This window comes from Actinomadura flavalba DSM 45200 (genome assembly GCF_000374305.1).
GTDB classification, from domain to species: Bacteria; Actinomycetota; Actinomycetes; order Streptosporangiales; family Streptosporangiaceae; genus Spirillospora; species Spirillospora flavalba.
Window position 1 is genome coordinate 219,779 of the sequence record NZ_KB894098.1, and the last position, 13,080, is coordinate 232,858.

Annotated in this window: 8 protein-coding genes; all 8 read right to left on the reverse strand. The window is 73.0% G+C overall.

Annotation, left to right across the window (positions count from 1 at the left end):
• Positions 1-13: 13 nt before the first annotated feature.
• The 8 genes from gltB to trpB all read right to left on the reverse strand — a co-directional run bounded on the left by gltB (position 14) and on the right by trpB (position 12,987).
• On the reverse strand, positions 14-4,570 hold the full coding sequence (gene gltB, locus C229_RS0121665) for a glutamate synthase large subunit (protein ID WP_026314035.1): 4,557 nt from the start codon (positions 4,568-4,570) through the stop codon (positions 14-16).
• A 311-nt stretch (positions 4,571-4,881) separates the two neighbouring features.
• A complete protein-coding gene (locus C229_RS0121670; RefSeq protein ID WP_155884972.1) occupies positions 4,882-5,625 on the reverse strand; it encodes a hypothetical protein in 744 nt (247 codons plus the stop codon).
• Between the two features lie 1,143 nt (positions 5,626-6,768).
• Positions 6,769-7,557, reverse strand: coding sequence for a hypothetical protein (locus tag C229_RS0121675; protein WP_018657207.1), 789 nt, complete (start codon positions 7,555-7,557; stop codon positions 6,769-6,771).
• Between the two features lie 73 nt (positions 7,558-7,630).
• The gene (gene lgt, locus C229_RS35055; protein ID WP_240487364.1) at positions 7,631-9,292 is read right to left on the reverse strand and encodes a prolipoprotein diacylglyceryl transferase; all 1,662 of its coding nucleotides are present in this window, start codon (positions 9,290-9,292) and stop codon (positions 7,631-7,633) included.
• A gap of 196 nt (positions 9,293-9,488) precedes the next feature.
• On the reverse strand, positions 9,489-10,256 hold the full coding sequence (locus C229_RS0121685) for a DsbA family protein (protein ID WP_018657209.1): 768 nt from the start codon (positions 10,254-10,256) through the stop codon (positions 9,489-9,491).
• A gap of 45 nt (positions 10,257-10,301) precedes the next feature.
• Positions 10,302-10,796 carry a vitamin K epoxide reductase family protein gene (locus C229_RS0121690; RefSeq protein WP_155884984.1) on the reverse strand — a complete coding sequence of 165 codons (495 nt, stop codon included), beginning with the start codon at positions 10,794-10,796 and terminating at the stop codon, positions 10,302-10,304.
• Positions 10,797-10,921: 125 nt separating this feature from the next.
• Complete coding sequence (trpA, locus tag C229_RS0121695; protein ID WP_018657211.1) at positions 10,922-11,749, reverse strand: tryptophan synthase subunit alpha; 828 nt, start codon at positions 11,747-11,749, stop codon at positions 10,922-10,924.
• Positions 11,746-12,987, reverse strand: coding sequence for a tryptophan synthase subunit beta (gene trpB / locus C229_RS0121700; protein ID WP_018657212.1), 1,242 nt, complete (start codon positions 12,985-12,987; stop codon positions 11,746-11,748). The genes trpA and trpB overlap by 4 nt, the downstream gene beginning before the upstream one ends.
• Between the last annotated feature and the right edge of the window lie 93 nt (positions 12,988-13,080).

The window sequence follows — 13,080 nt, forward strand, 5'->3', positions numbered from 1 at the left end:
CGGTGTCCCCCTCTCAGCTCTGCGCGGCGGCCATGATGGCCTCGTCGACGTCGCGGCCCTCGGCGCGGGCGGCCTCGGCCGCCTGGAGCACCCGCCGGTAGTCCCGCGGCATGATCTTGGTGAAGCGGGCGGCGGCCGAGTCCCAGTCGGCCAGCAGCTTCTCGGCGACGGTGGAGCCGGTCTCGGCCGCGTGCTTCTCCACCAGGCCGCGGACGAAGTCGGCGTCCTCGCCGGTGAGCGGTTCGAGGTCGACCATCTCGCCGTTGACGCGCTCGGTGACCAGGTCCAGGACGTAGGCGACGCCGCCGGACATGCCGGCCGCGATGTTGCGCCCGGTGCGGCCGAGGATGATCGTCCGGCCGCCCGTCATGTACTCCAGGGCGTGGTCTCCGACGCCCTCGACGACGGCGGTGGCGCCGGAGTTGCGGACGCAGAACCGCTCACCGACGATGCCCCGGGCGAACAGCTCGCCGGCGGTGGCGCCGTACAGCAGGACGTTGCCGCCGATGATCTGCTGTTCGGCCTCGAACGCCGCGTCCGCCGGGGGCCGCAGCGTGATGCGGCCGCCCGACAGGCCCTTGCCGACGTAGTCGTTGGCGTCGCCGGTGAGGCGCAGCGTGATGCCGCGCGGCACGAACGCGCCGAAGGAGTTGCCCGCCGACCCGGTGAACGCGATGTCGATGGTGTCGTCGGGCAGGCCCTCGCCGCCCCACTTGCGGGTGACCTCGTGGCCGAGCATCGTGCCGACGGTGCGGTTGACGTTGCGGATCGGCAGGTCGAGGGTGACCTTGTCACCGAACGCGATGGCGCCCTCGGCGAGCTGGATCAGCGTGTTGTCCAGGGCCTTCTCCAGGCCGTGGTCCTGGCCGGTGACCTGGCGCAGCGCGGCGCCGTCCGCGACCTGCGGACGGTGCAGGATCGGTGACAGGTCCAGCCCGGCGGCCTTCCAGTGGTCGACGGCCTCGCGGGTGTCGATCATCTCGACGTGGCCGACGGCCTCGTCCAGCGACCGGAACCCGAGCGCCGCCAGGTACTCGCGTACCTCCTGGGCGACGAACTCGAAGAAGTTCACCACGAACTCGGGCTTGCCGGAGAACCGCTCGCGCAGCACCGGGTTCTGGGTGGCGACGCCGACCGGGCAGGTGTCCAGGTGGCAGACGCGCATCATGATGCAGCCCGACACCACCAGCGGCGCGGTCGCGAAGCCGAACTCCTCGGCGCCGAGCAGCGCCGCGATGACGACGTCGCGGCCGGTCTTCATCTGGCCGTCGGCCTGCACGACGATGCGGTCGCGCAGCCCGTTGAGCAGCAGCGTCTGCTGCGTCTCGGCCAGCCCCAGCTCCCAGGGGGCGCCGGCGTGCTTGAGCGACGTCAGCGGGGACGCGCCGGTGCCGCCGTCGTGGCCGGAGATCAGCACGACGTCCGCGTGGGCCTTGGACACGCCCGCCGCGACCGTGCCGACGCCGACCTCGGCGACGAGCTTGACGTGCACGCGCGCGACCGGGTTGGCGTTCTTGAGGTCGTGGATGAGCTGGGCGAGGTCCTCGATGGAGTAGATGTCGTGGTGCGGCGGCGGCGAGATGAGGCCGACGCCGGGCGTGGAGTGCCGCGTCTTGGCGACCCACGGGTACACCTTGTGGCCGGGGAGCTGCCCGCCCTCGCCGGGCTTGGCGCCCTGCGCCATCTTGATCTGGATGTCGTCGGCGTTGGTGAGGTACTCCGACGTCACGCCGAACCGGCCGGACGCGACCTGCTTGATCGCGCTGCGGCGCAGGTCGCCGTTGGCGTCGGGCGTGAACCGCGCCGGGTCCTCGCCGCCCTCACCGGTGTTGGACTTGCCGCCGAGGCGGTTCATCGCGATGGCGAGGGTCTCGTGCGCCTCGGCGGAGATGGAGCCGTAGGACATCGCGCCGGTGGAGAACCGCTTGACGATCTCCGCGACGGGCTCGACCTCGTCGATCGGCACCGGCGGGCGCTCGCCCTCCTTGAGCTTGAACAGGCCGCGCAGCGTCATGAGCTGCTCGGACTGGGAGTCGACCTTGCCGGTGTACTCCTTGTAGATCTCGTACTGGCGGGTGCGGGTGGCGTGCTGGAGCTTGAACACCGTGTCCGGGTTGAACAGGTGCAGTTCGCCCTCGCGGCGCCACTGGTACTCGCCGCCGACCTCCAGCGTGCGGTGCGCCGGGTCGTTGCCGCCCGGCGGGTAGGCACGGCGGTGCCGCTGCGCCACCTCGGTGGCCAGGACGTCGAAGCCGACGCCGCCCAGCCGCGAGGTGGTGCCGGTGAAGGCGCGGTCCACGACCTCGGCGCCCAGGCCGATCGCCTCGAAGATCTGCGCGCCGGTGTAGGACGCGACCGTCGAAACGCCGATCTTGGACATGACCTTCAGGACGCCCTTGCCGTACGCCTTGACGAGGTTGCGGGACGCCTTGTCGGGGTCCAGGTCCTGCAGGGCGCCGGTGGCGATGAGGTCCTGGACGGTCTCGATCGCCAGGTACGGGTTGATCGCCGAGGCGCCGTACCCGATGAGCAGCGCCATGTGGTGGCACTCGCGGGCCTCGCCGGTCTCGATCACCAGGCCGACCTGCGTACGGGTCTTCTCCCGGATCAGGTGGTGGTGGACGGCGCCGGTGAGCAGCAGCGACGGGATCGCCGCGCGCGCCGAGTTGGCGCCCCGGTCGGACAGGACGAGGATGCGGGCGCCGTCGTCGATCGCGCGCGTCACCTCGGCGCAGATCTCCTCCAGCCGCGCCTCCAGCGCCTCGCCGCCCCCGGCGACGTCGTAGAGGCCGTGCACGACGTGGGCGCGCAGGTGCGGCAGGTCGCCGCCGTCGTCGATGTGGATGATCTTGGACAGTTCCTCGTTGTCCAGGATCGGCGTGGGCAGCACCAGGCGGCGACAGGAGTCCGGGCCCGGCTCCAGCAGGTTGCCCTCGGGGCCGAGGGTCGACTGGAGGCTGGTCACCAGCTCCTCGCGGATGGCGTCCAGCGGCGGGTTCGTGACCTGCGCGAAGAGCTGCTTGAAGTAGTCGAACAGCAGGCGGGGACGCTCCGACAGCACGGCGATCGGAGTGTCGGTGCCCATCGAGCCGATCGGCTCGGCGCCGGTGCGGGCCATCGGCGTCAGGATGATCCGCTGCTCTTCGAGGGTGTAGCCGAACGTCTGCTGGCGCTTGACGAGCGTCTCGTGCGTCGGGACCTCGCGCTCGCGGTGCGGCAGCTCCTCGAACCGGACGAGGCCCTCGTGCAGCCACTCGCCGTAGGGGTGCTCGGCGGCCAGCTCGGCCTTGACCTCGTCGTCCTCGACGATCCGTCCGGCGGCGGTGTCCACCAGGAAGATCTTGCCGGGCTGGAGGCGGCCCTTGCGGACGACCTTGTCGGACGGGATGTCCAGCACGCCCGCCTCGGACGCCAGCACGACGAAGCCCTCGTCGGTCACCCAGTACCGGCCGGGACGCAGCCCGTTGCGGTCCAGGACGGCGCCGACGACGGTGCCGTCGGTGAACGTGACGGAGGCGGGGCCGTCCCACGCCTCCATGAGGGTGGAGTGGAACTCGTAGAAGGCCCGGCGGGCCGGGTCCATCTCGGTGTGGTTCTCCCACGCCTCGGGGATCATCATCAGCACCGCGTGCGGCAGCGACCGGCCGCCCAGGTGCAGCAGCTCCAGGCACTCGTCGAACGACGCGGTGTCGCTGGCCTCGATGTCGATGACGGGGTTGATGCGCGCCAGGTCGCCGGGCAGCAGGTCGGACTTCAGCAGCGCCTCGCGGGCGCGCATCCAGTTCCGGTTGCCCTTGACCGTGTTGATCTCGCCGTTGTGGGCGACGAACCGGTACGGGTGCGCCAGCTCCCACGCCGGGAACGTGTTGGTCGAGAACCGCGAGTGCACGAGCGCGATGGCGCTGGTGAAGCGGCGGTCCGACAGGTCGGGGAAGAACGGTTCGAGCTGCGGCGTCGTCAGCATGCCCTTGTACACGATCGTCCGCGACGACAGCGAGGGGAAGTAGACGCGGACGTCCTGCTCGGCGCGCTCGCGCATGCAGAACACGACGCGGTCCAGCTCCAGGCCCGTCGTGCCCGCGAACGGGCCGTCGGCGGCGGCCGTCACGAAGAACTGCGCGAAGTGCGGCATGACGCGGCGCGCGGCGGGGCCCGCGAACGCGGTGTCGATCGGCAGCTCGCGCCAGCCGAGCGGGGACAGGCCCTCCTCGGCGCACAGCGCCTCGACGTGCGCCACGGCCTCGGCGCGCTCGGCGGCGTCGGCGGGCAGGAAGGCGACACCGGCGGCGTAGGCGCCGGCCGAGGGCAGCGCGAAGTCGACGACCTCGCGGAAGAACGCGTCCGGGATCTGGACGAGGATGCCCACGCCGTCACCGTCGTCGGGCTCCGCGCCGACCGCGCCGCGATGGTCCAGATTCTTCAGGACGGTCAGGGCGTTCTGGACGATGTCATGGCTCTGGCGGCCGTGCAGGTCCGCCACCATCCCGACGCCGCAGGCGTCGTGCTCGTTCGCCGGGTCGTAGAGGCCCTGGTTCTGGGGGCGGCCCGGTGTGAGGGCAGCAGCAGCCATCAACCCTCCCGTCGTCGTCGTGTCACTGCTTCTGAGGTCAGTGCAGTCCGGGACGACGTTGGCCCTGCTGCGGTGTGAAGACCTTACATCACTGCCGGGATCATGCCCGACACGACCGGATCGCGAAACTTCGCGGCGGGCATGGATGTGTCGTCGTCCCCGAGTGGTTTAGACCAGAATACCTAGCCCATGTTTGGACATATCGCCCTGACCTCGGTGATCATCGTCACCGGAGGCCGATGTTTAGGCGATGCCCGGAGCGGCAGGTTCGCAAACCGGGCGCCGGTTCGGGGCTCTGGCGGGGGCCTTCGTCAGCGGGTCCGGGCGGCGCGGTTCAGCACCGCCGGGGGCTGCCCGCCCGCGATCAGCAGCGACAGCAGCGCCTCGTCGGACTCCGCACCCCGGCCGTCCAGCCGCTCCGCCCACGCCACCACCGCGTAGTGGCCGAGCGCCAGCCCGCGCGCCATGCCGAAGCCGCGCCCGAACCCCTGGCCCGCGTCCTTCGCCGTCAGCGGCAGGACGAACCCGGCGCCGCGCGCCGCGTCCAGGCCCGCGACGAGACGTTCGGCCTCCTCCCGTCCGGCCAGGTTGAACACCGTCACCGACAGCACGTGCCCCGGCTCCGGGTCGGGCGCCGCGTACAGGGTGCGGGCCGCCTGCGTGCAGCCGCCCCGCATCAGCTCGGCGGCCACGCCCCGGCCCCACACGGCGGCCGTGCAGTCGGCGTCCAGCCGCTCGGCGCGGCGCGTCAGCGTGCCCGGGACGCCGTCGGCGTCGAGCTTCTTCGCCGCCGACGGGAACGCCTCGCGCTCGGTCAGGGGCTTCGGGTCGCCCGCGCGGTCGGCGAGCGCGGCGTACACCTCGTCCGACGGGGAGCTGGAGTACGACGCCGGAGACGGCCCGCTCTGCGCCACGTGCCCCACCTCGGGAGCGGGCGCGGGCGCGGCCTCGTCGCCGCCGCGCAGCACGAACACCGCTCCCCCGGCCAGCAGCACCACCCCGAGCACGACGGCCGCCACGAAGTAGCCCCGCCCCCCGGACCACCGGCTCCTCACGGGCCGGTCATGCCCCGCCCCACCGGACGGCACACGCCCGTCCACACGCGGCCGCGGCGACCGACGCCCCACCGGCCGCGCCCCCCGCCCACCAGACCCACGACCAGAGACTCCCCGCCGAGCAGACCGACCCTCCAACGACTCCCGCCCACCCCCACCACGCCCGGCGGATTCCCGCCCCAAGGCATCACGGCCGCCTGACGCGCCCCCGAAGGACGCACGATCACCGGACTCGCGCCGCACGGGACCACGCCCGGCGGATTCCCGGCCCGAGGCATCACGACCGACCGACGCGCGCCCCGTGGACGCGCGGTCGCCGGGATCGCGCCGCGCGGGACCACGCCCGGCGGATTCCCGGCTGGAGGCATCGCGACCGGACGACGCGCGGCCGGTGGACGGGCGGTCGCCGGACTCGCGCCGCGCGGGATCGTGTCCGACGGGTTCCGTGCCTGGGACATTGCGGCCCGACGGCGCGTGCCCCGTGAAGGCACGCTCGCCGGACTCGCGGCGTACGGGATCGTGTCCGGCGGGTTCCAAGCCTGGGGAGTCGCGGCCGACCGGCGCGCGGCCGGTGGAGGCGCGGTCGCCGGGATCGCGCCGCTCGGAATCGTGTCCGGCGGGTTCCCGGCGCGGGGCATCGCGGCCGACCGACGCGCGGCCCGTGGAGGCGCGGTCGCTGGTCTCGCGCCTCGCGGGGCCACGCCCGGCGGGTTCCCGGCCGGAGGCGTCGCGGGCGGACGGGGCGCGGCCAGAGGGCGCGCGGTCGCCGGACTCGCGGCGCGCGGGATCGTGTCCGGCGGATTCCAAGCCTGGGGAACTGCGGCCGACCGGCGCGCGGCCAGTGGGGGCGCGGTCGCCTGGATCGCGCCTCGCGGGATCGTGTCCGGCGGGTTCCCGGCGCGGGGCATCGCGGCCGACCGACGCGCGGCCCGTGGAGGCGCGGTCGCTGGTCTCGCGGCGCGCGGGGTCGTGTCCGGTGGGTTCTCGGCCTGGGGTGTTGCGGCCCGGGGCGTCGCGGCGGGTGGGTGCGCGGTCGACTGGGTCGCGTCGTGCGGGATCGCGGCCGGTGGAGGGGCGGTCGCCGGGATCGCGGCGAGCGGCCGGGCGGCGTGGGGCGCGGTCGCGATCGTCGTGCCGCACGGGTCAGCGGCGTCCGTCGGCCATCTGGACCCGGACCCACACGAAGTCGACCGGGTACTCGATGGGGAGGCTCGCCTCCAGGAGTTCGTTCAGGGACGCGGGGTCGGCGCCGCCAGCCTTCTGCACCCAGGCCAGGACCGCGTAATGGCCGCGCGCCTGCGCGAACGCCGAGCTGAAGCCCTTCACGAACGGCGGGGCGCCCTCGGGGTTCAGCGGCAGCACGAATCCGGCGCCGTTGGCGGGGTCGAGCGAACGCAGGATCTGCTGCACGCCCGCGGCGTCGGCCAGGTCGATCGCGATGAACTGTCCGCTGAAGCGCTTGTCCGCGCTGAGGTAGGCGCCGCGCACGATCGCGCGGCACTGCGCCTTGGCCAGGTCCTGCTGGAGGACGGCGCCCCAGGAGACGGCCTTGCAGTCCTTGCTGAGGTGCGTGCCGGTGAGGGCGAAGGTGAGCCCGCCGCCCTTGACGGTCTTGGTGTCGGCGCCGAACACCTCCTCGACGGTCAGCTCGCGGGGGTCGGCGGCGCGCTTGGCGATCGCCGTCGTGCCCTCGTCCCCGAAGTCGGGCGTGTAGGCGGTCGGCTCGATCCGCTGTTCGGGCGGCGGCCCGGCGGCCTTATCGTCGCCGCCGCCCAGCAGGAACACGGCCCCGGCCGCCAGCGCCAGCACGACGACCAGCGCCGTGGCACCGAACAGCAGCTTCGGCTTGGCGCCGCCCTCGCGCCCGCCGTTCCTCCTGCCCGGAGGGCTGTCAGTTCCCGCGCCCGAACCCGCGCCACGTGCCTCGATCACAGACGTGAGCCTAGCGCTCGCCCCGGCCCGGCCGCGCCCAAAAGGGCGATTCCTCCGTATTGCACGCGAGCCCTCAGCCTTCGCCCTTCACAGACCCGCCCCGGGCCTTGCCCACGGACTCCCCCGACGCCCCGACGTCCCCGCCGGAAGGCTTCTCGACGTCCCCGTCGCCCTTGGCGGCAGGGTCCTCGATGGGCTCGATGGCGGCCGCGCCATTCCCCGGCGAAGCGGCAACGGAGGGCGCACCCACCGCCTCGTCACCCGCACCGGCCTTCTCCCCGGACGCACCGACCGGCCCGTCAGCCCCGGCGGTGGAATCAGCGCCCTCTCGCACACGCGCGCCGTCCGGCTCCCCGGCTTCGGCGACAGGCTCGTCGACCGGCTCGACGGCCCTGTCCGCACGCGCGTCGTCCGGCTCCTCGGCCTTGGCCCCGGGGTTGTCGACCGACTCAGCCGCCTTGGCCACATGCGCGTCGTCCGGCTCATCCGCCTTGGCCACAGGCACGCCGTCCGTATCGTCGGCCTTGGCCGCAGGCCCGTCGACCGGCACGTCCGCCTTGGCCACGCGCGCGTCATCCGACTCGCCCGCCTTGGCCGCAGGCCCGTCGACCGGCTCAGCCGCCTCGACCACACGCGCGCCGTCCGGCACATCCGCCTCGACCACGCGCGCGTCATCCGACTCACCGGCCTTGGCCGCAGACCCGTCGACCGGCTTCTCGGACTTGGCCCCGGGGTTATCGACCGGCTCATCCGCCTTGGCCGCACGCACGTCGACCGGCTTCTCTGGCTTGGCCCCAGGGTCGTCGACCGGCTCGTCCGTCTTGGCCGCGCGCGTGTCGTTCGGCTCGTCGGGCTTGATCGCGGGGGGCTTGGCTTTCTCGTCGGTGGGTTCGGCGGCATCCGCGTCGGCCGGTCGGGGCGACTGGTCTTCCGGATCGGTGTCCTCGTTCGTGCCCGGCTCCGGGTCGGCGGGGGCCGCGCCGACCGCCTCCGGGGTCGTCTTGTTCCGGGCCCAGTACAGGTAGGCGACGGCGCCGAGGAAGATGATCAGCGCGGTCCAGTCGTTGAGGCGCAGGCCGAGGACGTGGTGGGCGTCGTCGATGCGCAGCCACTCGATCCAGAAGCGCCCGGCGGTGTAGCCCGCGACGTACAGCGCGAACGCCCGGCCGTGCGTCAGCTTCCAGCGGCGGTCGGCCCAGATGACGAGCACCGCCACGCCGACGCACCACAGCGACTCGTACAGGAACGTCGGGTGGTAGGTGGCGACGTCGGCGTACTGCGGGTCGAGCGCGCCGTCGGCCAGCCGGGGCCGGTGCTCGACGTCGATCTCCAGCGCCCACGGCGCGTTCAGCGGACGCCCGTACAGCTCCTGGTTCCAGTAGTTGCCCCAGCGGCCGATCGCCTGGCCGAGCGCGATGCCCGGTGCGACCGCGTCCCCGAACGCCATGATCGACACGCCCCGGCGGCGGCACGCGATCCAGGCGCCCACCCCGCCCATGATCACGGCGCCCCAGATGCCGAGGCCGCCCTCCCAGATCTTCAGCGCCCGCACCGGGTCGCCGTCCGCACCGAAGTACCGCTGCCAGTCGGTGATCACGTGGTAGAGCCGGCCGCCGAGCAGCCCGAACGGCACCGCCCACACCGCGACGTCCACGACGAAGCCGGGCTGCCCGCCCTTGGCCGCCCAGCGCCGCTCGCCGAGCCACACCCCGACGATGATGCCGACGATGATCATGAGCGCGTACGCGCGGAGCGGGAACGGCCCGAGGTGCCAGACGCCCTGCGCCGGGCTCGGGATGGATGCGACCGGGTGCATGAGCGATGACGTTACCGCCTTCGGCGGCCTGTCCGGGCCGCCGTCCGGCACGATCCGGAAACGCCTCGGGGGCGTGCCCGCGAACGCGGGCACGCCCCCGAGGGACGGGCGGGTGCTACTTGGCCGCGGCGGCGGCCTCGACGGCGCCGCGCACGTCTGACATCTGCTGGTCGCTGAGCTTGGTGCCGTTCAGGTAGACCGACGGAGTGCCGGTGACGCCCCGCTCCTCCAGCGCGTACTTGGTCATCTGGTCGACCTGCGGCTTCTTCTGCTCGTCGCGGACGCACTTCTCGAACCCGGCGTCGTTGACGCCGACGTCCTTGCCCCAGGCGACGAGGTCGTCGGGCGCGAAGCCCTTCGAGCCCTCGCGCGGCTGGAACTCGAACAGCGCGTCGTGGTACGACAGCCACTGCGGCGCCGGGACGCACAGCGCCGCCGCCGCCGACCGCAGCGAGTTGCCCTTGATCGGGTCCTGCTGCTGATTGAACAGGTGGAAGGGCCGGAACACGACCTTCACCTTGCCCTCGGCCGCCAGCTCCTTGATCGTCTTGCCGTTGGCCTCTTCGAACGCCTTGCAGGCCGGGCACTGGAAGTCCTCGAAGATCTCCAGCGTCGGAGCGTTCACTCCGGCCTTGGCCATGACGACCGAGCCGTCGTCCTGACGGGTCAGCGGTGCCTGCGGGCCCGTGTAGGCGGCGGCCGTCTGGTCGCGCTTGCCGCGCTGGTCGAGGACGACCACCGTGACGGCCACGACGGCGGCGATCGCCACCACCGCGCCGATGACGATGCCGAGCAGCCGCTGCTGCTTCTGTCGCGCGGCCTGGCGCTTGCGCTCGGCGGCCAGCTTCTCCCGCGCGGACCGCTCACGTGCGGCCTTGCTCATGGAACTCTCCTCGGGCGCGCAGAGCGGCCACCGGCTCGACGGGAATCAGTCGAGCTGGCCGATACGCCGGAACTCGTCGGACAGGACAAGGACGAACAGCAGGATAGTGATGGCGTGCACCCCGGTGCACCACAGGCAGATCTTGCCGAGCAGGAACTCGGCGGTGACCAGGTACACGACGAACAGGACGCCCGCGCACACCGACGCCAGCCGGCCCCAGCGCAACAGCGGGGACGGCGACCGCAGCGCGGGCGGGGTGACGAGGACGGCGAACCCGACGAAGAACGCCAGGCCCAGCAGCGGCAGGGGTATGCCGAGCAGGGTGGAGAACTCGCTCGTCGTCACGGCGTGGCAGTCGACCGCGCCGGTCGTGGAGCAGATCAGCGCGCCCTCGTCGTAGTGGGACACCGTGAGGTACGCGGAGATTCCCAGCCCGGCCAGGGTGAGGACCCAGGCGACCGGCGCGAACCAGCGCGCGTGCGGGGTCGCCCGCGGCGAACCCTGCGCCTCGTCACCGGGCGCCTCGACGTGCTGCACCATCGCCATCCTCCCGCGTTCCTGCCGGTGGTCTCCGGCCGGGACGGACGCACCGCCACCGGCCGGAGTTCAGCCTAGGGGACCACCGATAAGGTTCGCGTTCGATACGCGCCGGGTTTTACCCTCCGTCAGCGGACGCGTCCGGCGCGGACGCCCTCGGCCAGCTCGGCGGTGAGGGCGCGGACGCCGTCCAGGCCGGAGCGGGCGTCGGGGGCGTCGAGCAGGCGGCGGATGAACGCCGAGCCGACGATGACGCCGTCGGCGAACCCGGCGACCTCGGCGGCCTGGGCGCCGGTGCCGACGCCGAGGCCGAGACCGACGGGCAGGCCGGAGCCGGACTTGTCGATGATGGTGCGGGTGCGCTCGACGAGCCGGGGCGCGCCGGTGTCGATGGCGCTGCGGGCGCCGGTGACGCCCATCAGCGACGCCGCGTACACGAAGCCCCGGCACACGCTCGTGATCTTCTCGATGCGCTCGTCGGTGGAGCTGAGCGCGACGAGGAAGACCTTGTCGAGGTCGTGCGCGTCGGCGGCCTCCAGCCAGGGCCCGGCCTCCTCGGGCGTGAGGTCGGGCGTGATCAGCCCGGCCCCGCCCGCGTTGGCGAGGTCGCGGGCGAACCGCTCGACGCCGTACCGGTCGACGGGGTTCCAGTACGTCATGACCAGCGTGGGCGCCCCGGTCGCGGCGACGGCCTCGACGGTGGCGAACACGTCGGCGAGGCGGGCGCCGCCGGTGAGGGCGCGGTGCACGGCGTCCTGGATGGTGGGGCCGTCCATCATCGGGTCGCTGTAGGGCAGCCCGATCTCGATGACGTCGCAGCCGGACTCGACCATCGCGACGGCGGCCTCCTTGGCCCCCTCGACGGACGGGAACCCGGCGGGCAGGTAGCCGACGAGGGCGGCGCGGTCTTCCCCGCGGGCCCGGTCGTAGGCGGACGTGACGCCGGTGCCGCTCACTGGTCGTTCTCCTCGGGCATCAGGCCGAAGTACCCGGCGGCGGTGTGCATGTCCTTGTCGCCTCGGCCCGACAGGCACACGACGAGCGTGGCGTCGGGGCCGAGCTCGCGGCCGACTTTGAGCGCCCCGGCCAGGGCGTGCGCGGACTCGATGGCCGGAATGATGCCCTCGGTGCGGCACAGCAGCGCGAACGCCTCCATCGCCTCGGCGTCGGTGACGGGCCGGTACTCGGCGCGGCCGGTGTCGTGCAGCCAGGAGTGCTCGGGGCCGACGCCGGGATAGTCCAGGCCGGCCGAGATCGAGTGGGACTCGATCGTCTGGCCCTCGTCGTCCTGGAGGAGGTAGGTGCGCATGCCGTGGATGACGCCGATCGAGCCGCCGGAGACGGTGGCGGCGTGCCGTCCGGTCTCGACGCCGTCGCCGGCGGCCTCGAAGCCGATGAGGCGGACGGACTCGTCCGGGATGAAGGCGTGGAAGGCGCCGATGGCGTTGGAACCGCCGCCGACGCAGGCGAGGACGGCGTCGGGCAGGCGCCCGGTGAGGGCCAGGACCTGCTCGCGGGCCTCGACGCCGATGATGCGGTGCAGGTCGCGGACCATCATCGGGAACGGGTGCGGGCCCATGGTGGAGCCGACGCAGTAGTGCGTGTGCTCGACGCTGGCGACCCAGTCGCGGAACGCCTCGTTGCAGGCGTCCTTGAGGGTGCGGCTGCCGGTCTGGACCGGGACGACCTCGGCGCCGAGCATCCGCATCCGGGCGACGTTGAGGGCCTGGCGCTCGGTGTCGACGGCGCCCATGAACACGGTGCAGTCGAAGCCGAACAGGGCGGCGGCGGTCGCGGTGGCGACGCCGTGCTGCCCGGCGCCGGTCTCGGCGATGAGCCGCGTCTTGCCCATGCGGCGGGCGAGCAGCGCCTGCCCCAGCACGTTGTTGATCTTGTGCGAGCCGGTGTGGTTGAGGTCCTCGCGCTTGAGCAGCACGCGGGCGCCGCCCGCCTCCCGCGAGAAGCGGCGGGCCTCGGTGAGCAGGCTGGGCCGTCCGGCGTAGTCGCGCAGGAGGCCGTTCAGCTCGGCGACGAACTCGGGGTCCTCGCGGGCGGCGGTGAAGGCGACGGTCAGCTCGTCCAGCGCGGCCATCAGGGCCTCGGGGGCGAACCGGCCGCCGAAGACGCCGAAGTGGCCGGAGGCGTCGGGAACGGTCGCGGGCACGGCGGAGCCGGGCGCGGTTTCGGTGGTCATGGGAGTGCGTCCTGTCAAGGGTGATGGAGGGCGGTGCCTGGTCTATGACGACGTCAGGACGGCCCGCCATCGCTCGTGCAGCGGCTCCATCGG